Genomic DNA, 24,951 nt, shown 5'->3' with positions numbered 1-24,951 from the left:
ACTTTTAGGAGGAACCAAATGAGCTTTTTTAGAAAATTAAAAGAAAGCATTTCCGGCAAAACGGAGAGTGTAACGAAACAATTCCGCGACGGATTAGAGAAAACCCGTAAAGGTTTTGTAGAGAAGGTCTCCGACCTTATCATCCGCCGCAAAAAGATAGATGAAGAGTTCTACGAAGAGCTGGAAGAGATTTTAATTGGTGCAGACGTGGGTGTAAACACTGTTATGACCCTTGTCGAGGATTTGCGTGCCGAAGTGAAGCAAAATCGGATTGAAGATGCTGCCGAGCTGAAGCCGATTTTGTCCCGTAAGCTTATGGAGCTGCTGCGCGGAGATGATGATAACAGCCTGAAGGAAAATCCGAATGGAATTACAGTTATTTTGTTCGTTGGGGTTAATGGCGTGGGCAAGACGACTACCATCGGCAAGCTGGCTCATCGTTACAAACAAGAAGGTAAAAAAGTTCTTTTGGCTGCAGGGGATACGTTCCGTGCCGGAGCGATTGAGCAGCTTGAGGTTTGGGGCCAACGCGCAGGCGTAGATGTCATTAAACAACAAGCAGGCTCTGACCCGGCGGCTGTAATGTACGATGCGGTGCAAGCGGCTAAACAGCGCAATGTGGATATCTTAATCTGCGATACTGCTGGCAGACTGCAGAATAAAAGCAATCTGATGGAAGAGCTCAACAAAATCTTCCGCGTTATTCAAAGAGAAATCCCAAGTGCTCCACATGAGGTACTGATGGTGCTAGATGCTACGACAGGTCAAAATGCACTTACACAAGCCAAGTTATTTGGTGAAAAGAGTGGCGTCACTGGCTTGGTCTTGACGAAGCTGGACGGTACGGCTAAAGGCGGAATCGTTGTAGCGATTCGTCAGGAAATGAATTTGCCGGTGAAGTTTGTAGGTCTTGGAGAAAAAATGGAAGACCTGCAGCCATTTGATTCGCAGCAGTTCGTACATGCTCTTTTTGCTGGATTAATTGCCGAGGAAGAAGAGTCAGAAGAATCGGAAGAGCAAGTGTAATCAACAGCACAATATAATCATAAAGAAGTCATATTTACAAGGAATGCCCTCGAAGCTATATTTAGTTTAGGAGGGCATTCCTTTTCTTTTTTATAAAGGGTTTGTCCGTCATTTTGTAGCAACTGCTAAGCGACTCTTAGAAAGTATAAATGCATCGCGTAAGGGATCCCTTTAAATAACAGCTTTCCCTCACTAACTAGCCTCCAGAAGCGATATTCTATGAATGAGGTACTGATATACAAATTCCATTGCCCTATAATTGTGCCTACAATCAGACCTGCATTTACGTAGCCATCTCGATCCTCATACTGTTGAAGTTGCAGAATTAAAGAAAGAATTTCTTCGTCATAGTAACTCTCGGGAACATTCATAAGCTGGCCATCAACCCAAACTCTAAGCATATCCTCGGTGTTGCTGATTTTTTGCCACTCTAGTTCATACTGTTTTCTTTGAGCGGAGGTGACAGGGGATGTGTTTTCGGTGATTTTTATAATTTTATGCACAGCTTCGTTTGGGAGCTGACTAAGTGCTCTGGGATATAATCCGATTTCAAATGGAGCGGCAATCTCCCTATAAGCCTTGACGGGATCAATAACATGAATAGGTTGCGTCCTCTCATTAAGAATAGAAAGCGCAAATCGTAAACCTGTCTGATCATGGGAGTTGTCTCCGCACCAAATAGTGATTTTTTTGTCCTCGGGAATTTCTTTTAAGGTCTGTATCACGGCTTCCAGTTTGTGCTGGGGATTGAGATGATAACCATGATCCGGAAATCGTTCCTGAAACCATAACTCACGGGTATGATAGCCTTCATTATTATGTAATTCACGCAACGGTCCAGCAGAGAATGTCTCATTAAATGAAAGTACTCGTATTAAATGGCGATAACCCAAATGACTAAGGGCTACCTTCATTGACCCCGCTTCCGATAGACCAAATAACAGATAAATGTGATTCCGCCTAAGCTCTTCCTGCTCAATTGACATAGTATATTTGTGCTCCATAGGTCACTCTCCCATCGCAACAAATTATACCATACTCAATGAATCCACATCCGCAGGCAACTATATAAAAAATACATTATATGAAAAATTCATAATAGTAATGCTTGTCACACTTCCTGCATACAATTCAATGATGAATGTACATTTCATCTCCGGCAACCTATATAAGAGAGAAAGGAAGCGATTCCAAAAAATACAAATACCTCTGGAATCACATTTCTCTGTTATATATGTTGACATGAACAAGTAGATTTACGTATTATGAGAATATAAACCAATATTTTCATGGATGTTTTCTGAAATGAAAGTATAAGTTGTTAACAAAGATTACATCTATCGAAAGGAGTCGGGCTCATGTCCAAATTAGATCCTCTGCCAGGTCTGTCTCCGTATCCATTACAGCATTTTTTCGATGAAATGTATGCTGATAAGAGGAATGTCCGGCCGCACTACAGACATGTGAACCGCATGTTTTCCGGAATGAGCTCCGAAGAGCTGCAAGGGAAGCAAAATTTAATGCAGCGTAGGATGATGGAAGAAGGAATTACCTTTACGCTTTACAATCCGGCTCAAGATCATCCTATGGAGCGAACGATCCCCTTCGATATGATTCCACGTATAATCCCTAAGAATGAGTGGGAGAGGCTAGAAGCTGGAATAATTCAGCGTATCACAGCTTTGAATTTGTTCATTCATGACATCTACCATGAGCAATACATTGTTAAAGATGGCATCGTCCCTAGGCGTATGATTATTTCCAACTGTTACTTCCGGCCAGAAATGTCAGGTCTGCGCGTGCCCGGTGGAGCTTACATCACCACCTCAGGAATCGATCTGATCCGCCATCACGATGGGCATTATTATGTACTTGAAGACAACCTGCGAACACCCTCCGGCTTTTCCTATCTTTTTAAAGGCAGAACACTTATGAATCAATTGTTTCCTGAATTGTCCTTTGCCAGCTCCATCCGAGATGTAGATCATAGCTTAAATCGCTTCTTATCCGTGCTTCGTAGTCTATCTCCATCAAGGAGGTCAGATCCGGTTATAGCACTCCTAACGCCTGGAGAATACAATTCTGCATATTATGAACATGCTTTTTTGGCACAGCAGATGGGTATACATTTGGTCGAAGGACGAGATTTGGTAACAAAGGATCACAAAATATATCTGAAAGAAATGAACGGACTACGTAGAGTGGATGTGCTGTATCGTCGGTTGGACGATGATTACATTGACCCGCTAGCCTTTCAACCTGATTCTTTACTGGGTGTAGCAGGACTTATGAATGCTTATAGGGCAGGCAACATAGCGATTGCTAATGCTCCGGGAACCGGTGTTGCAGATGATAAAGCGATGTATGTCTATGTACCGGATATGATTCGTTATTATCTGAATGAAGAGCCGATCCTTGGCAATGTGCCGACGTATTTGTTGTCCAGACCCGATGAACGCCTGTATGTTCTTGAGAACCTATCCGAAATGGTTGTTAAGGAAACCTCATTATCCGGTGGATATGGGATGTTGATCGGAAGCGAGGCAACCAAAGAAGAATTAGCCGAGTTCCGAATGAAAATTATTGCTGATCCAGATCGTTATGTGGCACAGCCAATTATGTCCTTGTCTAGAGCACCTGTATTGTCGGGAGGCACTATGGCACCCCGGCATATCGACCTTCGGGCTTTTGTATTAATGGGTGCAGACCGGAAGCCGCATGTCATACCTGGCGGATTAACCCGAGTGGCTATGAAAGAAGGTTCATTGGTTGTGAATTCCTCGCAAGGTGGTGGCGTAAAGGATACTTGGGTTATGGCGTGATCTATTATCTTGTAAGCCTTGATTGTGAATCAAAAATATGCAGCATCAATTTGGAGGATAAAGGAGTGGCTAAAGATGCTGAATCGAAATGCGGAGGCTTTATTCTGGATCGGCCGATATATTGAAAGGGCAGAGAATCATGCGCGGCTAATCAATGTACATTATCATATCCAGCAGGAAGAGGATTTTCAGGAAGAAGGACATAAATGGTCGAGGCTTATCGATGCATTAGGGGTTCGAAGTGAATATTTACAGCAGTTCGAAACCTTTTCTGAACAGGACGTGTTATCCTTTATTACACTTGATTTAGGCAATTCGAATTCATTATTCTCTTGCGTACATCATGCCAGAAATAATCTTCGCACACTGCGTCAGCATCTTCCAAGTGAGCTATGGGATGTCGTCAACAGCTTTAATCTATGGCTTGGTGAGCGGTCAGTTGCTGATATTATGAGTGGTCCACATCATTTCTACCAGCAGGTGAAGGAACGTGCAGCTATGTTTCTAGGAGCAGAACAATCCGTAATGCTTAGAGGGAATGAATGGCACTTTATAGAGAGCGGCCGTTTTTTGGAACGGGCCGAGAATACGACGCGTATTTTGCAGGCAGTTATAGCCTCTTGCCGTTTCAAAGAGCTTAATGCAATCTATATTCAGTTACAGGCTGTGCTGAAATCCGTAAGTGGGTATCAGGCGTTTCGCCGTTATTATGCAGATGCCATGTCACCGGAGAGCATTTTAGATTTTTTGATCGCGAATCCCAAATTTCCACGTTCGATCCGCTTTTCTTTTCACCAGCTGGAAGAACATTTAGCTAGACTTGAACTGGATTCCTCAGAAAAAGGCTCAGGTCATGAGAAGGTCATCCGTCAAGCAGGAAAGCTGAAGGCAGAGCTGGATTATATGGAAAAAGAAGAAATGTCCGGTGAGCTGGTGGAAGATGTACTGCAATCACTCGTAATATCTTGCCAGAGACTGGGCAAAACGATGGAGGGCGCCTTTTTTCGGCGAGAAGGAGTATCTGTATGAAGATTCAAATCAATCACACCACCACATACAGTTATCCAGAGCCAGTTACGGACAGTGTCAATGAAATCAGACTCACCCCTCGCACCAACTATCGGCAATCCTGTTATCACCACGAGGTTGAAGTATATCCGGCAGCTAATCTATTAACGTATGAGGATTTCTTTGGTAATCGGGTGCATGCCTATTCAGTTAATAAGCCACATACGGAAATGGTAATCCATACGAAAGCTACTGTAGTAACATTGGATAAATCTCAAGGTACCGATCTTCCGCGAACCAGCCTTGAAGAGCAAGTTAAACTGCTAAATGATGAGAAGTTTCAGAACCGGTACATTGAGTTTATTTTGCCGACCCGTTATACCGAGGTGACTCCTGAATTGGTAGAGTTCGCCTCACAGTACCCTTTTAGTGAAGCTGAAGATATGTATCAATGGATTCTGAGGTTATCTTCGACGATTTATGAACAGTTCACCTATGATCCTGAGGCAACAAGCGTAAATACAACGGTAAAAAAAGCCCTGAAGCTCAAGCGGGGTGTCTGTCAGGATTATGCTCATCTTATGATCGCTGTCTGCCGCAGTGTGGGTCTGCCTTCCAGATATGTTAGTGGATATCATTTTGTCGGTGATCTACAGAGCAGCAATGCCAATTTCGAGCAGGCTTCACATGCTTGGGTGGAGACCCATATTCCGGGTACGGGCTGGCTTGGTTTTGATCCGACGAATAATGTTGAAGTGAACTGGCGTTATATCAAGCTGGGTCATGGACGGGATTATAAAGATATAGTACCTGTAAAAGGGGTATATCGCGGCGGAGCAGGCACACTGACTGTAAAAGTGGACGTACGCAAGCTGGACAATTGAATTGAAATAATCGAAACATCGAACATCGAACATCGAAACAATCAAAAAAATCAAAATATTCGAAACAAACTCTCCGCTCATCTTATTGAATGGGGAGATTTTTTTGTGCGGCGTGCTTAAATTATGAAGATTTATGAACGAGATGATTCCATTACAGGTTTATTTGGGTAATCTTGATCCATAGTACTTATCTTACAGACATTAGAGGAGAGATTACATATGAGCCCAAACATATCTAAGAAACAAAGATTTATTGGAAAAACAGCGATTATAACCGGAGCGGGCTCGGGAATTGGCCGTGCTACCGCTATTAAGCTGGCGCGGGAAGGTGCAAATGTAGCATTGTTTGATTTAAATCTTGAAAGAACCTCTTCCTTGGCAGAAAAGCTTAATAAGCTTCGAAAAGATTGCGCGCTGGCCATAGAGGTAGATACTTCCGATGAGAAAAAGATGGAGGAAGCCGTACGTTGTACGGTGGAACAATTCGGAGGCGTGGATGTAGTATTCGCTAACGCGGGAATTAATGGCGCTGTGGGTCCGATAGAAGAACTGAGCTTGAGCGACTGGGAGCGTACGATGTCGGTGAATTTGACGGGGACTTTTTTGACCCTGAAATATACCATTCCTCATCTGAAAGATAAAGGGAAGGGCAGTATTATTATTACTAGTTCCATTAATGGGAACACTAGATTTGCCAGCTTTGGGTGGTCTACTTATAGCACTACCAAAGCTGGACAGGTGGCTTTTGCCAAAATGGCAGCTCTCGAGCTTGCTAAGTTTAAGATTCGTGTAAATGTGATCTGCCCTGGGGCTATTGCTACGAATATAGATGAAACCACTGAAATGAGCGAAGATGTGGAAGCAATCGTCATTCCAATTGAATTCCCTGATGGAGCGCAACCCTTGGCTGATGGACCGGGCAAGCCGGATAATGTCGCTGATCTCGTTGCTTTTCTGGCTTCGGATGAATCTATCCATATTACAGGTGCGCAAATCGTGATTGACGGCGCGGAGTCCTTGTTATCCTAATTTCGAGATGGCTTCACGGTAATGCTCGTACCATTTGTTCCATTCGTCTTTCCGTGACTCCAGCGTCGTGCCTTCCAAAAGATGCTGGATCACTTCTAGACAAACATGCCAGCCAGCGAGATCTCGTGGTGTATGCGGGGTGAGCGTCTGTAGTGTTTCATTCAAGATGAGTAAACAGCCTTCTGAATTAGGGTATAACTCAAAACGAACAAGATCCTCAGCCCATGTAAACTCAAAAGTAGATTGATGCTGTAGCTCAGTAATTTTCATATCCACAAACGTTCCGTTTTGCATATCAAACTTTATAAGTCCGCCTTCACGTAAGTCTTCGATTCTTAATTCAGAGAACCATAAGGCAAGCTTCTCATTCTCCGTCAGGTAGGACCAAATCTCAGATGCAGAATGCTTTAACTGGCGTTCGAAACGAGCAGCATAATGTTGATCTTCTTTTTGGATGTTAGCTAACATGAATATTCTCCTTTGGACTACTGTGGTAGTCCTTTTTTTATTGAGTTGAGTCTTGTTAGAAAGAGTATAGCAATCGCCTGTGTTAATTGCACGATGCGGCTGTGAGTTAGAAGACTATCTTATAGTTATGATGAACGAAAGGCAGCCCCTGTTTCGCACACCGTAGGTTAAAATGGAAGTTAAAAGGACAACCATTACAGAGCTACATGCGAAAGGAGCTGTTACTATGAAGAATACCATAAAATACGTCGGTTTGGATGTGTCTAAAGAAAAAATTGCGGTGGCGATTGCAGATGAGGGTCGGGAACCCGCACGATATTATGGAGCCATCCCCCATACCCCAGATGCAGTGGCTCGAATGATTCGGAAACTCAAAGGTTCAGGGATTACACTGGAGGTCTGCTATGAAGCCGGGCCTACGGGGTACGACTTATACCGCTGGTTGACGAAGATGGGAATTTCCTGTGTGGTAATTGCACCTTCGCGTATGCCACAGCGTCCCGGAGATGCCATAAAAACCGACCGACGGGATGCAGAAAAACTGGCTCAGTTACACCGGGCTGGAGAATTGACTGCGATCTATGTGCCAACGCCAGAACTCGAAGCTTTACGAGATCTCATTCGTGCACGAGAAGATGCTAGGCAAGACCTACATCGGGCTCGGCAACGGCTCATTCATTTTCTATTGCGCCACCAAATTCACAAGCCAGAGGGTATGAAAAAACGCTGGACCAAAAGGTACCGGGAATGGCTCTCTATGCTGAAGTTTAATAATGTAGCTCAAGAACGGGTATTTACCGAATCCCTGCAACAGCTCCGGGAAGTGGAGGAGCGAATCAAGCGACTTGAAGCCGCAATGCGAGAAGAAGCACAGATCTGCCCTTACGCACCTGTCATTCAAGCGTTGCAAGGCGCTGAGGGGAATCGCCCTGCTGACAGCTATGACTTTAGTTGTCGAGATTGGAAATTTCGAACGTTTTCGTTCACCGGCTCAGCTCATGAGTTACCTGGGACTCGTGCCACGGGAATATTCCTCGGGAGCAAGTACCAAAAGAGGGAGTCTTACAAAAGTCGGAAATTCCGGAGTGCGGCGCGCACTGGTGGAGTCCGCATGGAGTTACCGTCACCGCCCTGCCGTCAAGGGAGATTTAGCAGTGCGTCTTGGTCAGAGTATTCATGTCCATGAAACGTCGTGGAAAGCCCAAGAACGGTTACACAGCAAGTATTTAAAATTAGTCAGACGCGGGAAACACCGAAATTTAACCATGGCAGCAGTGGGTCGTGAGTTAATTGGATTTATCTGGTCGATTGCGGTAGAGGCAGAACGAAAAATGGCGTAGGTGAAACGAAAAAAAATAAAAACATACCCAAAAGATTTGAATCCTTGGGGCATGGAGACAAAGAGAAAGGTTCGAGGAGAATCCGTGAATTCCCTGTGCACAGGATCCCTGATCTAACGTGCGAAATTAGTTTACGGAGCTCCTTCGACGTAGGCATAATATGTGGTAACCAACCCACGGATAGCAGATTGCCAGCCGACGACTCGCATTTTGTCTCTGTGCCCAAGGGATTGAAAACCCTCTAGTTAAAGGGGAAAACAGGGGAATTGACTAATTCGTTCATAGCAGGGAATAGAGGGCAATAAAATAGCGGGAGAGATAAGGTCACAAGCAAGTCCACGAGCTCGATTTGCGTACGGCGCGGAGTTAGTGTTGGCGGAGATAAGGGAGTGATGAAGGTGATAAGTGTGCAAGACGGGGGAAAGGGAGTGAAGACAGGGATAAGTGAGTGATGAAGGTGATAAGTGAGTGATGAATGGCGGAAGTAAATAGTAGCATCTATGGTGGCGAGGATGCATCGGCGTTGCGGACTGTATTGCAGCTATTTGGCGTTTTTCGTGTGTTTATTAGCAGTATCGGACTGTATAGCTCTTATCGCCGCGACTTTGAACAAAAGTAGGGTGTGTTAGAGCGAATAGCTGCATCTGAGTCCGAAAGTAGAGCAAAAAGGCATGAATTTGCGAAATAAGGGCTTCTGGGTCCGAACGATCAATGGAGACGAAGATGTAATGAATGTATAATAAAGGATGTAGTATACGAGCAAGAGCTCCAGGGTCCGAACGTTTTACGGTGGCGAGTGTGCGCTAATGTATCGGACTGTATTGCAGCTATTTGGTGTTTTTCGTGTGTTTATTAGCAGTATCGGACTACATAGCTCTTATCGCTGTGATTTTGATTAAAAGTAGGGCACATATGAGCGAATAGCTGCAACTAGGTCCGATAGTACAGCGAAATGGACTGAATTTGTGAAATAAGGTCATCTGAGTCCGAACGATTCACGGTGGCGAGTGTGTGCTAATGAATGGGACTGTATTGCAGCTATTTGGTGTATTTCGTGTGTTTATTAGCAGTATCGGACTGCATAGCTCTTATCGCCGCGACTTTGAACAAAAGTAGGGTGTATTTGAGCGAATAGCTGAATCTGAGTCCGATAGCAGAGCAAAAAGGCATGAATTTGCAAAATAAGGGCTACTGGGTCCGAACGCTGCGACGAGGATGTAACGAAGGCGTAAAGGATGTAGTATACGAGCAAGAGCTGCTGAGTCCGATCGATTTGTAGAGGAGAGTTTGCGCTGACGTTGCGGACTGTATTGCAGCTATTTGGTGTTTTTCGTGTGTTTATTAGCAGTATCGGACTGCATAGCTCTTATCGCTGTGATTTTGATTAAAAGTAGGGCACATATGAGCGAATAGCTGCAACTAGGTCCGATAGTACAGCGAAATGGACTGAATTTGTGAAATAAGGTCATCTGAGTCCGAACGTTTCCCTGAGGCGAGTGTGCTCTAACGTTACGGTTATGGACTTAGAATATACTTAGCATACGATAGTTACAGAGTCCGAGCTGCTCAACTGTGCGACGAGGGGCAAGGAGCATTTGAGTGAATAGCTCGCCACACCTATAGTTAACGTATAGGCAAAATCTGAGAAAGCATCCCGGTAGCTTGATGCAAATCCTAAGTCTTTTATGCTAAAATTAACGCAATTCCGTAAAATATACTTTTGATTAGGCAGGGTTGATAATAGTGTGGCATTGGTAAAGGAGGCTGCGTATATGGGGATGATGTCTTGGTTAGCTGAGCAGCGGATTCAGGAGTCTATGCGTAACGGGGAATTTCGAGATTTACCTGGGCATGGCAAGCCGCTGGAGCTTGAGGATTTATCAGGTGTGCCAGAAGAATTACGGATGTCTTTTAAAATCATGAAGAACTCCGGACTTGTTCCTGAGGAAATCTCTCTGCGAGCTGAATGTGTTACGTTGGAAGGATTGCTAGCGGCGTGTCATAATAGCGGAGGTGCAGAAACCAGTGAGGGCAAGGCTCTGCGGTCAAAACTGTCTATGAAAAGACTGCATCTACAGGAGTTATTGCGTGAACGCGGCTTGGATAGTAACCCTGCTTTTATGCAATACAGTGCTCAAATACACGGACAGATGATAAAGGAAGAGGATTAATGCTGGTTAGGTTACTGCCTAAATACCTACGGTCATTTGGACATCAGAATAAATAGTGTAAAATAAAAGGCATCTCTTGGTCGTTTTAGACAGAAGAGCTGCCTTTTTGCTTGTTGTGTGTAACTAATCATGTATGCTCATCTAATTTGTTTGAAATAAACCCATTCCGGGTCGCCATCATCTAAATTCTCAATGACTCCGCTTTTAACAAACCCTTGAGAAAGACATAGTTGCTGCATGATCGTATTGGATTCATTGGTAGAGGTGAAAAGCTTGGGGGTTGGGCATTGTTCCTCGATGTAGCTAAGGAGTGTTTTGGCTATGCCTAGGCGTCTGAACTCAGGATCCACAATGACCAGCTGAATAAAACAACATTCGAAAAAGGTGGTATCGTAGCAAGCAAATCCTACAAGCGTTCCATTATGCGATGCTACGTAACACTGCTCATGATTGATATATTTTTCAATCTTCGATTTGCGGCTTTCATTGCCAATGATCTTGCTGTCTACTTTGGTTAGCATGGGTAGATCTGAAATTGTAGCTTTTGTTACGAATATCATAGTAAGTCTCCTTATTAATATTATAGAGGGTATGAATGGTAAGTCTTGATCTTTAAGGTTTTTTCACACATGATGAAGATGATCTAAGATAACTTCTAGGAAAATTATAACATATGATTATAGACGATGGAGAGATAGAATGAAACAGCTTCCGATTATACAGGTGCTTCCTGACCTGAAAAACATACTTAACACTGCGCAGGCAGCAGTACTTATCGCTGAACCGGGTGCAGGCAAAACAACTGGAACGCCTCCGGCGTTTTTGGACGAACCCTGGATGGCGGGTAAAAGCATTTTAATGTTAGAGCCTAGAAGGCTTGCTGCTAGATCTGCCGCCACTTACATGGCATCCTGCCTTGGAGAAAGTGTTGGACAGACGGTAGGTTATCGGATGCGGAATGACACTAAAGTAGGCAAAAATACGCGGATTGTTGTAGTCACTGAAGGAGTATTAACGAGAATGCTGCAAAGCGATCCTTCTTTGGGTGATGTGGGTTTAGTTATTTTTGATGAGTTCCATGAGCGCAGTCTTCATGCGGATTTGGGACTTGCCCTTGCACTGGAAGCACAGGCTGTGCTGCGGGAGGATCTAAGGATTCTTATCATGTCAGCTACCTTGGACAGTGAGCGGGTGTCTGCTTTACTAGGGGATGCGCCTGTAGTAAATTGTCCGGGCAGAACCTATCCTGTAGAAACAATCTATGTGCCAACTACTGGGAATCTTCCACTGGAAAAAACTGCTGCAGCTGCTGTGAGACGTGCGCTTGCTGAACAACCCGGAGATATTCTCGTCTTTTTACCGGGGGAAAGAGAAATACGCAGAACTCAAAGTGAGTTGGAAAATGGGAGCTTGCCAGTTCCGGCAATTATTCGCCCTTTATATGGTCAGCTGCCACAAAATATCCAAGATGCAGCCGTGGCTGCATCTGTGCAAGGTGAACGAAAAGTAGTGCTCGCGACTTCTATCGCTGAGACAAGTCTAACGATTGAAGGCGTGCGAACGGTGATTGATACAGGGCAACGCCGTACACAGGTATTCTCACCACGCACAGGAATGCCGAGTCTTACGACGGTCCCGGTATCAAAAGCCTCCGCGGATCAACGGCGGGGACGTGCCGGACGGACAGCCCCAGGCGTGTGCTACAGGCTGTGGAGTCAGGAGGAGCATAATCGACTTCCGGATGACAATGTGCCGGAGATTATGCAGACGGACCTTGCGCAGCTTGCTTTGGAGCTGGCGCTGTGGGGCGTGCGCGATCCTGCCGCGCTATCTTGGCTTGACGCGCCGCCCGCTGCGCCTTATGCGCAGGGCACCGCGTTGCTGCGCCAGCTCGGCGCGCTGGACGCCGGCGGCGCCATTACGCCGCACGGCCACAGCATGGCCACGCTTGGCGCGCACCCGCGAGCCGCGCATATGCTGCTGCGCGCGGCAGAGCTTGGCGCAGCACCGCTCGCCTGCCGGCTGGCGGCGCTGCTGCAAGAGCGGGACCTTTTCAAGGGTCCCGCGGCCCTAGATTGCGACCTCACGCTCCGCGTTGAGGCGCTGCTCCGGTTCGAGCGCTCCGCTGATAGCGGCGGAGCGGACCCGGCGGCTCTGCGCGCTGTGCAGCGCGAGAGCCGCCTTTTCCTGGCGCAGCTGCAAGCCGCGCCGGGCGAGAACGTGAACGACATCAGCCGCTGCGGGCTGCTTCTGTCGTTCGCCTATCCCGACCGGATCGGGCAGAAACGCGGCGATGGCGCGTTTCTGCTCTCCTCCGGTCGGGGGGCGGCCATGCGGGAAGGACAACCGCTGGCCCGGTCATCTTTTATCGTAGCTGCTTCGATCGATGATCGCGCTACACAGGGCGCAATTATGCTGGCAGCTGAGATAGAAGAAAGACAACTGCTTACCTATCATGCAGACCGCATCACAGAAGAAGCGGATGTGTATTGGGATAAAGAAAGTGGGAGTGTGAAGAAACGTCGTCGCACAATGCTCGGCGCGTTGGTCTTAAAAGAAACTTCACATGAAAGACCCTCCGCGGAAGAAACGGCAAACGTACTGTTAAGTGTCATCGCTACAGATGGCATTGAAACTCTACCGTGGGAGAAGGGAACCTTACAGCTTCGCGAACGTTTGATGTTTATGCATGCCTTACGTTCAGATTGGCCGGATGTATCAGATGTTGCTTTAATTGCTACGTTGGAGGAATGGCTTTTGCCATATCTGCAAGGTATGAGGAACCTCCGTGACCTTCAGCGTGTACCGTTAGCACGGGCGCTTGAGGGGATGTTGGACTGGAATCAGCGACAGATGCTGGAAAAGGAAGCACCTACACATATATCTGTTCCCAGTGGCTCGCGTGTGCCCGTAGATTATACTAATTCTGCTGCCCCGGTATTGGCAGTAAGATTGCAAGAGATGTTTGGACAGCTGGACACACCTCGAATTGGAGGGGGAAAGGTGCCGGTATTGCTGCATCTTTTGTCACCAGCTAGACGGCCTGTGCAGGTAACCTCTGATCTAGCAAGTTTTTGGCGGGGGACCTATTTTGAGGTCAAAAAAGATCTGAAAGGACGGTACCCGAAGCACTATTGGCCAGATGACCCATTACAGGCTATTCCGACTAATCGTACACGTCCCGTAAAATAATTTATGGTACATATGCTCTTGAAATTTTTCCTTAGATGTTTGGTCTCCCGTTTAAAGGGTAATTACTAGCGAAGACAATTACTAAGGAGGGCTTCAAGTGACTAAAAAAATCGTAGGTATTTTCGACACAGAACAAGAAGCAACCAGAGCAATTGAAGGACTTCACAATCAAGGATTTAGTAATGATGAAATATCAGTAATCACACGTGATCGTGATGAGCTTAGAAACATCTCAGAGGATACAGGCACAAAAGCTCCAGAAGGAGTAGCAACAGGCGCTGCTACAGGTGGTGTAGTTGGCGGCGTTGCCGGACTATTAGCAGGGATCGGAGCATTGGCGATTCCGGGGATTGGACCGATCCTGGCGGCAGGGCCTATAGTTGCTACCCTTACAGGTGCAGCAGTTGGTGCAGGCGCAGGTGGATTAGTCGGCGGCTTGATCGGACTCGGTATTCCTGAGGATGAGGCTAAAGAGTACGAAGGTTATGTGGAAAGCGGCAAAATCCTTGTACTAGTCGATGATAATGGACGCGGCTATCAAGCGCATGATGTGTTCCGCGGCAACCGTTCGCTGAATACTCAGCGTTACGAAGGCGTCTATAACGAAGACACTAGACTAGGAAATTCGATGGCTAACAGAGCGGATCGGACGGCTGAAGTCTACAACCGCGATAAAATATAATCATTATAATAACCTGCTTTAAAAGCGGTAAAAGGTTACAAGGAGCGATTCTCCGATTAATGGAGAATCGCTCCTTTGTGTTATTAGTCCATCGCGCCACCCGGAATCTCCCATAACTCATCCACTTTTGAGGCATAGGGACCCAGAGGACGCTATTGGCTAATTTTTAGCCTTTGCAGCAGGATTTCGGACTCCATGGACGCTATTCTATAGAATGAGGCTCTTATTTGCTGTTTTTTTTGCCAATAGCTGCAATGGGGTCCGATAGGGCTCCAAATATTGAATAATATTGCGTTTAAGGTCCCCTGTGTCCTTTGCTAATACGTACCTGCATCGTTTCGGAGTGTCCCTATGCTGCTACGCCACGTGCTGTCTTTGTACTGCTACGTACACGCCCGATCACTGTGTCCTTTCCCACTACGTACCTGCATCGTTTCGGAGTGTCCTTATGCTGCTACGCACGTGCTGTCCTTGTATTGCTACGTAAGCGCACCCGGTCACGTGTCCTTATGCTACAGAGTATTCGCATCGGATTGCAACTCCGAACGTGCCCCATTTCGCAGTGTCCCTATACTGCTACGCACGTGCTGTCATTGTACTGCTATGTATGCGTACCCGATCACTGTGTCCTTATGCTGGAGGTGCATCGTTCCGCTGTGTCCTAATGCTGTTACGTACATGCAGGGTTCCCTAGAGTCCTTATACTGCTACGCACGTGTTGTCTTTGTACTGCTATGTATGCTCACCCGATCACTGTGTCCTTTTGCTATACATACGTGCATCGTTCCACTGTGTCCTTATATTGCTATGTAAGCGCATCCGGACTCTGTGTCCTTATCCTACTGGGCATACGCCCCCGGTTTGCAGCTACGAAATCGCCCCGTTCCGCAGCGTCCTTATGGTTGCTAAGCATATGCCCCGTTCCGCAATGTCCGTATGTGCTGCTACGTGCACGATCTTAATCAAGGATACGAAGCATGCGGACGAAAGAATCAGCTGCTACGGATAACCTCATATCGCGATGGATTGCGAATCCTATATTCCGGGGTGGAGGCGGATCATCTAATTGCAGCTCGAAAAGTTCTCCTTTTTGAATCTCCTCAATTACAAAAGAACGGCTAATAAACGCTACCCCGTAACCAAGTCTTGCGAATTCAGAGAGTAAATCGATGCTGCCCAGCTCTATATCTGGTTTAACGGACAAACTCTTACCAGCAAACCAATGATCAACAAACAGTCTGGTGCTGCTTTCTGGGGATAATAAAATAAAAGGTAACTCTGCAAGTTCTTTTGCCGTAAGCGAACGGTTTGCCAGTTGCTGAAAGGCTCGTCCCACTACAAAACAATCTTCAAGGGTGGCAAGCGTCTGAATATTTAATTGTGGATCGTCAATAGGCATATGGACGAGCGCACAGTCTATTTCGCCTTCTTTCAAACGTTTGGTGATCTCATGCGTTTTTCCGTGTGATAGCCGAATTCGTATACCGGGATATTGTTTGTGGAATGCGTTCAATTGCGGAAGCAAAAGATTTTTAATAAGGGAATCACTCGCTCCAATCCGAACTTCTCCTTCGTTTAACTGCTTTAGATTGTGAAGATGCTTTTGTGCAGAATCCAGCATGACTAGTGAGGGCTCAACATATTCCAATAACGCCAGTCCTTCCTCAGTTAGCTCTACACCTTTAGATAAACGATGAAATAATTTGAGTCCTAAAGAATCCTCCATTTGTTTAATGGCATAACTTACGGATGGCTGTGTAATATGCAATTCATTTGCAGCCTTTGTTAGATTTTTGTAACGAGCCGTATATAAAAAAATGCGATACCATTCAAGATTAAAGAATTTGATATAGATCACCTCTATGACAGTCTATTGAAAATGTGATTTCATTAATTGCAACAATCTTATTATAATTTGGATAGATAAATAATAAAAGAGTCGGCAATGGAGGTTTGAATATTATGGCAGGTAACACATTTGGGGAAGTATTTAAAATTACTACCTTTGGAGAGTCACATGGTGCAGCGGTTGGGGTCATAGTGGATGGAGTTACACCTAATGTTGAAATTGATGAAGCATATATCCAGAAACAGATGGATAGAAGGAAACCAGGCCAGTCCTCAGTAACTTCACCGCGTAAGGAATATGATGTTGTGCAAATACAATCAGGAGTATTCGAAGGGAAAACAACCGGAACTCCACTCTTTGTGGTCCTGTACAACAAAGATATGAAACCGGAGGCCTATAACGATATTCAGCATTCATTTAGACCCGGCCATGCGGATTATACTTTTTTGCAGAAATACGGAATTCGCGATCATAGAGGCAGTGGGCGGGCATCAGGCAGGGAAACAGCGGCAAGAGTAGCTGGCGGAGCGATCGCTCGGAAACTGCTTGAAAGAAGAGGAGTTGAGGTACTGGCCTACACGCAAGAGGTCGGAGGGATTAAGTGCCAAACCTTTGATGAAGATGTCATTGAACAAAATGCAGTCCGCGCCTGTGATGCTAAGGCAGGAGCTGAAATGATTAAAAAAATTGAACACTTAGCTTCGATTGGAGACAGCTGTGGAGGTATCGTGGAGTGTCGGATTAGAGGGGTTATTCCGGGTCTTGGAGAACCCGTATTTGATAAATTGGATGCAGAGTTAGCTAAAGCGATGTTATCTATCGGTGCTGTAAAAGGAATAGAGTTTGGAGCTGGATTCGAAGCGGCCTCTATGCTTGGAAGTGAACATAATGACGCGATGAATAAGGATGGATTTCTTAGTAACCATTCCGGTGGGATTATAGGCGGAATTAGCACAGGAGAAGAAATTATTTTTCGAATAAGTGTAAAGCCTACATCATCGATTTCTGTTACTCAACAGACCATAAACACGAATGGTGAAGAAGTAGAGATTAAAACGGAGGGCAGACATGATCCATGTATCTGTCCGAGAATCGTGCCGGTTGTTGAAGCAATGGCTTGCTTGGTATTGGAAGATCTTTATAAAAGACAAGCTGCTATTTTTGGATAAAAACACTTTATGATAATGATTCAACTCAAAGATTGCACCTCTTAGCATGCTGTGAGGTGCAGTCTTTTTTGCATATGTGGTATCATATGGATAATCATTCAAATTATGCTTTAACTCTAGCTATGCCATAAGATACGGTACAGCAAAAAGGAGGGAATAGATGAAAATCTTTGTTGCAGGTGCTGCAGGTGTGATTGGACGGCTATTGCTTCCTAAGTTACTTCAAGCGGGGCATGAGGTTATCGGTCTGACCCATAAAGAAGAAAACAAAACAATCCTTGAGAGCATTGGGGCACAAGCGGTAATCGCGGATGTGTATGAGCGTGAGTCTATATTTGCGGCTATTCGCGCAGCTCAACCTGAAGTGGTGATTCATCAGCTGACTTCACTAAGTCAGCGGAATTTTGCAGATAATTCAAGGATAAGAATAGAAGGAACACGAAATATTGTCGATGCTTCATTGGCATCCGGGGTTGAACAGATCATTGCCCAAAGTATCTCTTGGGCATATGAAGCTGGTGAGGGACCTGCCACGGAGAATACTCCATTAGATACTAATGCTTCTGAATTACGGATGAGAACCATTGATGGTATCCGCTCCCTTGAAAAAGCAGTCGCTGAGATTCCTAATCATGTGATTTTGCGGTACGGAATGTTGTACGGCCAAGGGACTTGGTATAATTCTGCAGGATTAATGACAGAAGAAATTCGGCATGGAAGACTGACAGCAACAGAAGCAGTTACGTCATTCCTTCATGTGGAGGATGCAGCTAACGCGGCGGCGCTTGCTCTGAACTGGCCTTCTGGTCCAGTCAATATTGTGGACAATGAACCTGCGCGAGGAATAGATTGGATGCCTGTTTTTCAGAACTCTTGGGAGCTCCTGGACCTGCTTCGCAAATGGGCAGAGAAGGCTGGGAACGGGGGGCGTCCAATACAAAAGCTCGAATGGATTACGGATGGAGCCCATCTTACCCGTCATGGAGGTCAGGTTTTGCTCAGAGCTTGAAGGGTTAGAGAGATGAATCCTTACATGTAGAAGGAGAGATGACATGAGTAAATTAAAGAATTTTTCTTTAGTAGTCGTGAATTTAATTGCTGATCTATGGTTTGGAATTGTTCGAAAACCAGAGTTTTATGATAAGCACGCCGTTACTAGAACAAAGAAAGGGTATGTCCTGTTTGTAACTATGGCAGGCATTCTCGCAGTGGGTTCTGCTTTTTGGTTATGCTCGAGAATATATTAGAAAAAAGACTGCCAATTGGCGGTCTTTTTTTTGGATATTGGACGTCAGAAAGCTACAATGTAATGTTAGTACTTAATAGATGGTTAAAAATTGAATTTTTTTAAAAAGAGGAAGGTTCCAATGAATTCTCCTACACCGAACCAACGTGCGCTCACTTATTCTCAACAATCTATAATTGCCTCACGAGTCACCATTCCAAAGCAAGCTCCTTATTATGTTCAGCGCATAAGATTAATGTCCAAACTCATGGATGAAAACCGTGCTAAAGTAACGCTTATTGCCGCCTCAGCTGGATTTGGAAAAACGACACTTGCGGCTGAATGGGCTCGCACTCATTCCGATGAGGTTGCATGGTTGTCACTGGAACTTGCAGATAACCATCTTGTACGGTTCTGGTTAAGTTTGCATACCGCAATTGAGAGAATCTTTCAGCCCTATGCTAATCGTTGAGGTTAAAAACCGGGTACAAGCCGTTTCTATGATAAAAGAAAAGCATTTGCTTTAAATCGGCAAAAGATTAATATAACAGTTTATTACCAAACATTTACTTTAAGAAGTGATACTATGGAATATAGAAGGTGATAGAACTAGCGAGGAGGAAATGTAAATGCAATTAATGGCATGGTCTGAATACGAGATTTCATATGACTTAAATAATGATTATTCTATTCGTAAGGCAGACTCGGAAGAATGGGGACTGTACTGTTCCATTTATTATAATATGCAATATAATGGTTTTTTTAAAGAAGAAGGGTTCAATTCTGCCCAAAGAAACGCTTTTTGGATCTATAGAGGGGAGTCAAAAATAGGTGGAGTAAGGATGTCGCCTAATCGGATATATCATTTATTTGTTATTCCACCTTTTAACGATACATTTGTGGTGCTGAAGCTATTAAAAAAGCTTTTGATTTATTGGTCAGATAGCACAAAACCTATAAAAACCTTCGAGGTTCTGCCAGACCAGGTTCAATTATTTGCGCGGGCAGGGTTTTGGCCTGATGAGTTCAGATGCCGTTGGATGCACCGTCCTACAGATCATTTTGAGGTCGAATGGAACGAAGAGTTAAGGATTGAAAGTCCTCAGATCGAAGATAATGGTATGGGCGCTAAACGATTTATTCTTGAAGAGCAGATCGCCGAATGTAACTATGCGAGCTTTGATGGAAGTCTTGAGGCAACAAGAAGAAAGAAATTCTCTTATGAAGATTTTATCCCAAGTGAAGAACCTAATTATACAAATGAAGTATTACTTACAGCGTCCACGCTTGTGTATGATAAGAAATCGGGACAGCTAATTGCGAATTGTCTCTTGGGTTTACAAGATGATTACGCAGCAGTTTACAGTATTGGTGTAATACCTGCTTACAGAGGAAAAGGGATTGCTACACGGATGTTGAAAAGAGGACTTAATCTCCTGAAAGATAAGTATCCGATCCTAAGGTTATATGTCATGGAAGGTAATGACGCGGAGTCTGTTTATTTAAATCTAGGATTTGTCCCTGGAGTACAAGAGATACAGAGTATGTATATTCCTATGCACGATTAAGAAAGGCTGCCATGTGGCAGCCTTTCTTTTCGTTAACTAGGCATGAGAGGTAATAGGAAACATGAAATGTTGAGGGAGTTCTTTTAATAGCGGACGTATAAATAAGGTATCTTCACTTTGGAAAATTAATTCTGCCTTAACTTGATCGATTGGATAATCTGGTGTGAAATAAAAATGTATAACCTCAGTTTCCGGAGAAATAATGCTTTTCAATACTGTGTTGATATCAAAACTTGTTGTACTGATAATATCAAAAATATGAAGCTGATGATCCTCATGTTTAAAGATCACAATAACGTCAGCCTCTTCAATATAATAAAAGGAATCATGAAAAGGAAGAATAAAATAAAACAGCAGCTGATGTTCATTATTTATCACACTTAGCGCGGAGGATACCGGTGTTCTTTTGACTGCAAAATTTTTGATCATGCTAAAATCAACGGGGTTACCTATAGATAAAGGCCGCACAGAGTAGGTTGTAGTTGGCTGATTGCTAAGATGAGCAACGTTAAGTGAAAAGCTGCTTTCTTGCATGCGTTCAAACCCGAATTTAGGATAAAAATCCAAAGCGCGCTCATTAGCAAATAAGTAGAGGAAGTCGTATTCATGTTCGTACTTAGCGATAATGTGGTCTATTAATTTTCTGGATAAACCTTGCATACGATAATCAGGATGTGTCATCACCGTCCCAATTTGGATGGCGTTGTATTCTTTTTTGTTGATGAGAATAGTCATTTTATTAATAGATGCATTCGCAATGACGTGATCTTCATCGATAAAGGAATAACAAATATATTTGTCATTCCAGCCCCCTTGTTCATAGCAAGGTTTAAAATCAATACCAAAGATTGATTGGGCTAAAGAATTGAAGCTAAGCTTATATTTATCGATGTGTTTATAATCGCTAATCAATTGATATTCATTCATAGTATATACCTCTATTTCAGATGATTTCGGGAATCGCGTTTTATGAATATATAATACTATGCTTTTAAACCGTAAAGTTGATTTTAAAAATACTATACCAATATAATCCTGTAGATGTGTTATCATAATCTCTAAATTATTAAACTCGGAGGTACAAGATGAGAGAGGTAGATTACAGTCATTATTTTTGGCAGGATGAGAAAATAAGACTAAGATCCGTTCAGGAAGAGGATTGGGAAGGTCATTACATCAACCGTTTCGATACACCAGCGCGGCGACTTTTAGAGTGTACTGTTGAACTACCACCTACCATAGCTGAATCCCGAAAATTTGTAGATACATTTGCAGAATTCTCATCACAGCGGCTGATGTTTACGATCGAGAATCTAAATGGCGAATATGTGGGTGGAGTAAATCTTAATAGCATAGACGAGAAAAATGGTACGTTCAGTATAGGCGTGCAAGTGGATAGAGATCATCGAGGTAAGGGGTATGGGACAAGAGCTATCAACATCCTGTTGAAGTATGCTTTTTTGGAGCTAAGACTCAACAAGTTTAACGAATGTGCGCTCGAAGGTAACGAACCCTCAGCAGCTATGCTCAGAAAAGTGGGCTGTGTCCAAGAAGGCGTGCGCCGGAAAGTAATTTATACAAATGGACAGTATTTAGACTTACTGTTGTTTGGATTGACGAAGGATGAATTTATGGAGAAAAACGCTATGAAATAGTGATTAGGAGAGGCTACTTGGAATGCGATTCTTCAATAACTGGAGGATCGCTTTTTTGCGTTTCGTTTTGTGGATCGATGTTCTATTGAAGCTTGCGGACTCAGAAGACGCTATTTGCAAATATTAAGCTTTTACAGAGTAGTATCGGACTCCAGTGCAGCTATTCCTCTAGTTTAGCTGTATATATGTTACTTTTTATGCCAATAGTGCCCATGGGGTCCGATAACACACCAAAAGTGGGGAAAAGCAGCGAATAGAGTCAATGGGGTCCGATAGTAGCTCGAACGAGCAACTGATCAAACCAACAAAGAATGGGAGGGGGGGCGTGCTGAAGCATGTGGATTCAGATAGAGTTTGGTTCTCGCTGAAGCTTGCGGACTCAGAAGACGCTATTTGCAAATATTAAGCTTTTTCAGAGTAGTATCGGACACCAGTGCAGCTATTCCCCAAGAATAGCTGTATTAATGTTACTTTTTATGCCAATAGCGCCCATGGGGTCCGATAACACACCAAAAGTGGGGAAAAGCAGCGAATAGGGTCAACTGGGTCCGATAGTAGCTCGAACGAGCAAACTTGAACAAACTAAACTGATCAAACTAAACAAAGAATGGGAGGGGGGGCGTGCTGAAGTATGCGGACCTACTTCTTCGAGGAATCATTCAACGCAATCAACGATGTACAGCCATTTATTCCATACTTTCATCATATGAAAAATTCACAATAGAAGACCAGAAAAAACTACACTCTCCCTGCTCACATCCACATAAATCATCCTACATACCACCAAATCTCTATAAACAACGGAATAAGTGAACCCTCTATCAAATTTCAGGTTGTGAAAGTTGGAAAATAGTGCTTATACTAGAGTAATAGAAGGAAAGATTAGCCAACAACATTTACAACATGAGGAGGGTTTATATGGCGTTTATGATTGCTCAACGAGCGTTTATCAAGGTGTATCTTATAACAATGGTAGAACAACACCGCGGTTACGGATATCAAATGCTGGAGGATTTACGTCGGGATTTCAAAGCCCATGGTTATTCCCCTCCACAGAGTGAAATCTATCGCGCCCTGCATGAGCTGGTGCAGCAAGGGATTTTATATCGTACCAAGCAGCTGAAAGGCAATGACCCTAAAGTGGATTTTCAAGAAATCGTACTTTACCATTTCACTTCAGATGGAGAAGAGAAAGCAAAGTTATATAAAAAGCAGGTAAAGACAGATCTTGACCGCTGCTTAGGCATTTTGAATAAAGCTGTTGTGGACAACTATTAGAACTGCAACTATAGTAATATTTTCAGGATGCTCTCACCCTGTTATAATGGTTACTGCCGGATGATTGCAGTATATACTTGGAGGTAGCAAAAGATGGATGAACATATGAAACGTCGGTTAGACAAACAGCGGAAGCTGTTCAGTCAACTCGGCATCACATTAGACGCTCTAACCATACATGAAAAAGAATTCAGCATGAAGCTGCGTGGCTACGATGCGGAGGAAGTAGATACATTTCTGGACAGCGTAATCAAGGATTACGAACGTTTCTATGCGACGATCGCTGATCTGATGGATAAATGGCAAGAGCAGCAGCTGGAAATGCGGGAATTAAAGGCAGAAACCAAAACAGAGGTAATCCAGGTACCTGTTTCCCGAGGCATTGATCCAAAAGAATTGGAAGAGGTTATTCTGAGGCTTGAGACTAACGTCCGCCAGCTTAAAGATAAGCTTCCTCGCGTGGAAGAGTTTTTATAAGGAGTTGTTTGGTGTAAAGGGAGCTCCGCTTGACATTTCTAAATTTACCATTGACGAGTTAGCAGTTCATGAATTATGATATGTTCATAAATGATCATTTATATTTTAGTGGCGTGTTACCGTTAAGGGCATGAGCCAAGAATTGTCTTTATTACCATTAGACAATTCTTGGCTTTTTTTGTTCCGATTTGACGATAATTAGGGAGAGGAGTGATGAGCTTGTCGCGAGAGATCGAGCAATTTCAAGTACAGCGTGTAATAGGGAATAACGTTGTAATGGTTCAGGGAAGCAAAAACGGGAAGGAATATGTCATCATTGGCAAAGGTATTGGATTTGCAGTGAAGGGTTCTGGTGTGATCGAAGGAAATGATGCTCGGATTGAGAAATTGTTTCGTCTAGAAGATCGCGAAGCCTGGAGCCAATATCAAGTTTTGCTGGAAGATATAGATCCTAAGGTAATGAAAATAACTGATGAGATAATTGCAGATATCCAAAGTCAATTTCCTGACAAGTTAAACGACAAGATTTATCTGGCACTCCCGAGCCACATACAGTTCACCATCTACCGTCTGCGCAACGGGATGGATATTATTAATCCGTTTTTGCAAGAAACCAAAATGTCATTTCCGAAGGAATTTGAGATCGCTTACAAGGCATCGGAGAAAATCAATGCTGAATTTCAAGTGCAAATCCCCGAAGATGAGATTGGATTTCTTACTTATCATGTGTATTCAGCAGTCAATAATGTATCGGTTGGTCAGTTAGTCAAGGCCTCTAATATTGTCAATGAGCTTCTAGACATGATTCAGCAAGAACGAAAGATAACTTTTGAGCATGGCAGTATGAATCATATCCGATTAATGATCCACTTGCGTTTTTCGCTGGAACGTATTTTAAAAGGATCACTAATAGATAATCCCTTTGTGAAACATATTAAGAAAGAATACAAAGAGGAATACAAGCTGGCTCAAAAGCTCGGTAAAGTAATGCAAAGGTCGCTTGAAGTCGAAATCCCGGAAGAAGAACTATGTTTTCTAGCCATGCATTTGCACCGGTTATTTCAGACCTTAGTGAAATCAAATTAACATCTTAAGAGGAGTGGAGCAT

The 24,951-nt window shown here is 44.0% G+C and carries 23 protein-coding genes and 3 pseudogenes; 21 read left to right on the top strand and 5 right to left on the bottom strand.

Going from position 1 to position 24,951, the window contains the following annotated elements:
- The first annotated feature begins 18 nt into the window (after positions 1 to 18).
- Complete coding sequence (ftsY, locus tag NST45_RS13845) at positions 19 to 1,026, top strand: signal recognition particle-docking protein FtsY (RefSeq protein ID WP_036686498.1); 1,008 nt, start codon at positions 19 to 21, stop codon at positions 1,024 to 1,026.
- Positions 1,027 to 1,151: 125 nt separating this feature from the next.
- Here ftsY and NST45_RS13840 read toward each other — a convergent pair whose 3' ends face one another.
- Complete coding sequence (locus NST45_RS13840) at positions 1,152 to 2,030, bottom strand: DUF1835 domain-containing protein (protein ID WP_038570609.1); 879 nt, start codon at positions 2,028 to 2,030, stop codon at positions 1,152 to 1,154.
- 354 nt (positions 2,031 to 2,384) lie between these two features.
- Between NST45_RS13840 and NST45_RS13835 the strand changes: the two genes are divergently transcribed.
- From NST45_RS13835 to NST45_RS13820, 4 genes are all read left to right on the top strand, one after another.
- Entirely contained in the window at positions 2,385 to 3,848 is a 1,464-nt protein-coding gene (locus NST45_RS13835; protein ID WP_036686502.1) for a circularly permuted type 2 ATP-grasp protein, read from the top strand.
- Between the two features lie 75 nt (positions 3,849 to 3,923).
- Positions 3,924 to 4,877, top strand: coding sequence for an alpha-E domain-containing protein (locus NST45_RS13830; RefSeq protein WP_036686637.1), 954 nt, complete (start codon positions 3,924 to 3,926; stop codon positions 4,875 to 4,877).
- Positions 4,874 to 5,740 (top strand): transglutaminase family protein, encoded by an 867-nt coding sequence (locus NST45_RS13825; protein WP_036686503.1) that lies wholly within the window; start codon positions 4,874 to 4,876, stop codon positions 5,738 to 5,740. Before NST45_RS13830 ends, NST45_RS13825 begins: the two co-directional genes overlap by 4 nt.
- A gap of 219 nt (positions 5,741 to 5,959) precedes the next feature.
- Entirely contained in the window at positions 5,960 to 6,769 is an 810-nt protein-coding gene (locus tag NST45_RS13820; RefSeq protein WP_036686506.1) for an SDR family NAD(P)-dependent oxidoreductase, read from the top strand.
- Here the strand turns inward: NST45_RS13820 and NST45_RS13815 are convergent.
- Complete coding sequence (locus tag NST45_RS13815) at positions 6,761 to 7,237, bottom strand: SRPBCC family protein (RefSeq protein ID WP_076141472.1); 477 nt, start codon at positions 7,235 to 7,237, stop codon at positions 6,761 to 6,763. The genes NST45_RS13820 and NST45_RS13815 overlap by 9 nt on opposite strands.
- A gap of 172 nt (positions 7,238 to 7,409) precedes the next feature.
- On the opposite strand from NST45_RS13815, the pseudogene NST45_RS13810 reads away from it, so the two are divergent.
- From NST45_RS13810 to NST45_RS13790, 5 genes and pseudogenes are all read left to right on the top strand, one after another.
- Positions 7,410 to 8,087: pseudogene (locus tag NST45_RS13810) on the top strand (IS110 family transposase); the annotation flags it as partial.
- Between the two features lie 91 nt (positions 8,088 to 8,178).
- A pseudogene (locus NST45_RS13805) lies at positions 8,179 to 8,307 on the top strand (transposase); the annotation flags it as partial.
- An 84-nt stretch (positions 8,308 to 8,391) separates the two neighbouring features.
- Positions 8,392 to 8,577, top strand: a complete 186-nt coding sequence (locus NST45_RS13800; RefSeq protein WP_339826272.1) for a hypothetical protein — start codon at positions 8,392 to 8,394, stop codon at positions 8,575 to 8,577.
- A gap of 475 nt (positions 8,578 to 9,052) precedes the next feature.
- Positions 9,053 to 9,196: a hypothetical protein gene (locus tag NST45_RS13795; protein ID WP_155986615.1), complete on the top strand. Its 144-nt coding sequence runs from the start codon at positions 9,053 to 9,055 to the stop codon at positions 9,194 to 9,196.
- Between the two features lie 1,153 nt (positions 9,197 to 10,349).
- Complete coding sequence (locus NST45_RS13790) at positions 10,350 to 10,748, top strand: DUF1992 domain-containing protein (protein ID WP_076141471.1); 399 nt, start codon at positions 10,350 to 10,352, stop codon at positions 10,746 to 10,748.
- Between the two features lie 137 nt (positions 10,749 to 10,885).
- Here NST45_RS13790 and NST45_RS13785 read toward each other — a convergent pair whose 3' ends face one another.
- On the bottom strand, positions 10,886 to 11,308 hold the full coding sequence (locus NST45_RS13785) for a GNAT family N-acetyltransferase (protein WP_036686651.1): 423 nt from the start codon (positions 11,306 to 11,308) through the stop codon (positions 10,886 to 10,888).
- 139 nt (positions 11,309 to 11,447) lie between these two features.
- Here NST45_RS13785 and hrpB point away from each other — a divergent pair, with 139 nt between their 5' ends.
- Together hrpB and NST45_RS13775 are read left to right on the top strand one after the other, a co-directional pair.
- The gene (hrpB, locus tag NST45_RS13780) at positions 11,448 to 13,940 is read left to right on the top strand and encodes an ATP-dependent helicase HrpB (protein ID WP_339825941.1); all 2,493 of its coding nucleotides are present in this window, start codon (positions 11,448 to 11,450) and stop codon (positions 13,938 to 13,940) included.
- A 97-nt stretch (positions 13,941 to 14,037) separates the two neighbouring features.
- On the top strand, positions 14,038 to 14,622 hold the full coding sequence (locus NST45_RS13775; RefSeq protein ID WP_051491471.1) for a general stress protein: 585 nt from the start codon (positions 14,038 to 14,040) through the stop codon (positions 14,620 to 14,622).
- 958 nt (positions 14,623 to 15,580) lie between these two features.
- Here NST45_RS13775 and NST45_RS13770 read toward each other — a convergent pair.
- Positions 15,581 to 16,471: a LysR family transcriptional regulator gene (locus NST45_RS13770; protein ID WP_076104303.1), complete on the bottom strand. Its 891-nt coding sequence runs from the start codon at positions 16,469 to 16,471 to the stop codon at positions 15,581 to 15,583.
- 113 nt (positions 16,472 to 16,584) lie between these two features.
- On the opposite strand from NST45_RS13770, the gene aroC reads away from it, so the two are divergent.
- From aroC to NST45_RS13745, 5 genes and pseudogenes are all read left to right on the top strand, one after another.
- Positions 16,585 to 17,640, top strand: a complete 1,056-nt coding sequence (gene aroC / locus NST45_RS13765; protein WP_036686655.1) for a chorismate synthase — start codon at positions 16,585 to 16,587, stop codon at positions 17,638 to 17,640.
- 160 nt (positions 17,641 to 17,800) lie between these two features.
- Positions 17,801 to 18,657 (top strand): annotated as a pseudogene (locus NST45_RS13760) (NAD(P)-dependent oxidoreductase).
- A gap of 35 nt (positions 18,658 to 18,692) precedes the next feature.
- Complete coding sequence (locus NST45_RS13755; protein WP_036686658.1) at positions 18,693 to 18,887, top strand: hypothetical protein; 195 nt, start codon at positions 18,693 to 18,695, stop codon at positions 18,885 to 18,887.
- Positions 18,888 to 19,007: 120 nt separating this feature from the next.
- Positions 19,008 to 19,337, top strand: a complete 330-nt coding sequence (locus NST45_RS13750; RefSeq protein WP_036686659.1) for a hypothetical protein — start codon at positions 19,008 to 19,010, stop codon at positions 19,335 to 19,337.
- Between the two features lie 157 nt (positions 19,338 to 19,494).
- Positions 19,495 to 20,433 (top strand): GNAT family N-acetyltransferase, encoded by a 939-nt coding sequence (locus NST45_RS13745; RefSeq protein ID WP_076316200.1) that lies wholly within the window; start codon positions 19,495 to 19,497, stop codon positions 20,431 to 20,433.
- A 36-nt stretch (positions 20,434 to 20,469) separates the two neighbouring features.
- On the opposite strand, the gene NST45_RS13740 is transcribed toward NST45_RS13745, so the two are convergent.
- Positions 20,470 to 21,360: a GNAT family N-acetyltransferase gene (locus NST45_RS13740; RefSeq protein ID WP_076141469.1), complete on the bottom strand. Its 891-nt coding sequence runs from the start codon at positions 21,358 to 21,360 to the stop codon at positions 20,470 to 20,472.
- A 158-nt stretch (positions 21,361 to 21,518) separates the two neighbouring features.
- Between NST45_RS13740 and NST45_RS13735 the strand changes: the two genes are divergently transcribed.
- The 4 genes from NST45_RS13735 (at position 21,519) to NST45_RS13720 (ending at position 24,929) form a co-directional block, all read left to right on the top strand.
- Entirely contained in the window at positions 21,519 to 22,088 is a 570-nt protein-coding gene (locus NST45_RS13735; RefSeq protein ID WP_076141468.1) for a GNAT family protein, read from the top strand.
- A gap of 918 nt (positions 22,089 to 23,006) precedes the next feature.
- A complete protein-coding gene (locus NST45_RS13730; protein WP_036686667.1) occupies positions 23,007 to 23,366 on the top strand; it encodes a helix-turn-helix transcriptional regulator in 360 nt (119 codons plus the stop codon).
- A gap of 93 nt (positions 23,367 to 23,459) precedes the next feature.
- A complete protein-coding gene (locus NST45_RS13725; RefSeq protein ID WP_036686669.1) occupies positions 23,460 to 23,843 on the top strand; it encodes a DivIVA domain-containing protein in 384 nt (127 codons plus the stop codon).
- A gap of 213 nt (positions 23,844 to 24,056) precedes the next feature.
- Positions 24,057 to 24,929, top strand: coding sequence for a PRD domain-containing protein (locus tag NST45_RS13720; RefSeq protein ID WP_036686671.1), 873 nt, complete (start codon positions 24,057 to 24,059; stop codon positions 24,927 to 24,929).
- The last annotated feature ends 22 nt before the right edge of the window (positions 24,930 to 24,951 follow it).

The sequence above is a fragment of the Paenibacillus sp. FSL R7-0163 genome (assembly GCF_037969975.1).
GTDB classification, from domain to species: domain Bacteria; phylum Bacillota; class Bacilli; order Paenibacillales; family Paenibacillaceae; genus Paenibacillus_AQ; species Paenibacillus_AQ odorifer.
This window is presented reverse-complemented; position numbering and strand designations above follow the sequence as displayed.

What these genes read in the sequence shown, in the direction of transcription:
- ftsY (WP_036686498.1), top strand. Translation starts at nt 19, where the DNA reads ATGAGCTTTTTTAGAAAATTAAAAGAAAGCATTTCCGGCAAAACGGAG.
- NST45_RS13840 (WP_038570609.1), bottom strand. Translation starts at nt 2,030, where the DNA reads ATGGAGCACAAATATACTATGTCAATTGAGCAGGAAGAGCTTAGGCGG.
- NST45_RS13835 (WP_036686502.1), top strand. Translation starts at nt 2,385, where the DNA reads ATGTCCAAATTAGATCCTCTGCCAGGTCTGTCTCCGTATCCATTACAG.
- NST45_RS13830 (WP_036686637.1), top strand. Translation starts at nt 3,924, where the DNA reads ATGCTGAATCGAAATGCGGAGGCTTTATTCTGGATCGGCCGATATATT.
- NST45_RS13825 (WP_036686503.1), top strand. Translation starts at nt 4,874, where the DNA reads ATGAAGATTCAAATCAATCACACCACCACATACAGTTATCCAGAGCCA.
- NST45_RS13820 (WP_036686506.1), top strand. Translation starts at nt 5,960, where the DNA reads ATGAGCCCAAACATATCTAAGAAACAAAGATTTATTGGAAAAACAGCG.
- NST45_RS13815 (WP_076141472.1), bottom strand. Translation starts at nt 7,237, where the DNA reads ATGTTAGCTAACATCCAAAAAGAAGATCAACATTATGCTGCTCGTTTC.
- NST45_RS13795 (WP_155986615.1), top strand. Translation starts at nt 9,053, where the DNA reads ATGGCGGAAGTAAATAGTAGCATCTATGGTGGCGAGGATGCATCGGCG.
- NST45_RS13790 (WP_076141471.1), top strand. Translation starts at nt 10,350, where the DNA reads ATGGGGATGATGTCTTGGTTAGCTGAGCAGCGGATTCAGGAGTCTATG.
- NST45_RS13785 (WP_036686651.1), bottom strand. Translation starts at nt 11,308, where the DNA reads ATGATATTCGTAACAAAAGCTACAATTTCAGATCTACCCATGCTAACC.
- hrpB (WP_339825941.1), top strand. Translation starts at nt 11,448, where the DNA reads ATGAAACAGCTTCCGATTATACAGGTGCTTCCTGACCTGAAAAACATA.
- aroC (WP_036686655.1), top strand. Translation starts at nt 16,585, where the DNA reads ATGGCAGGTAACACATTTGGGGAAGTATTTAAAATTACTACCTTTGGA.
- NST45_RS13755 (WP_036686658.1), top strand. Translation starts at nt 18,693, where the DNA reads ATGAGTAAATTAAAGAATTTTTCTTTAGTAGTCGTGAATTTAATTGCT.
- NST45_RS13750 (WP_036686659.1), top strand. Translation starts at nt 19,008, where the DNA reads ATGAATTCTCCTACACCGAACCAACGTGCGCTCACTTATTCTCAACAA.
- NST45_RS13745 (WP_076316200.1), top strand. Translation starts at nt 19,495, where the DNA reads ATGCAATTAATGGCATGGTCTGAATACGAGATTTCATATGACTTAAAT.
- NST45_RS13740 (WP_076141469.1), bottom strand. Translation starts at nt 21,360, where the DNA reads ATGAATGAATATCAATTGATTAGCGATTATAAACACATCGATAAATAT.
- NST45_RS13735 (WP_076141468.1), top strand. Translation starts at nt 21,519, where the DNA reads ATGAGAGAGGTAGATTACAGTCATTATTTTTGGCAGGATGAGAAAATA.
- NST45_RS13730 (WP_036686667.1), top strand. Translation starts at nt 23,007, where the DNA reads ATGGCGTTTATGATTGCTCAACGAGCGTTTATCAAGGTGTATCTTATA.
- NST45_RS13725 (WP_036686669.1), top strand. Translation starts at nt 23,460, where the DNA reads ATGGATGAACATATGAAACGTCGGTTAGACAAACAGCGGAAGCTGTTC.
- NST45_RS13720 (WP_036686671.1), top strand. Translation starts at nt 24,057, where the DNA reads ATGAGCTTGTCGCGAGAGATCGAGCAATTTCAAGTACAGCGTGTAATA.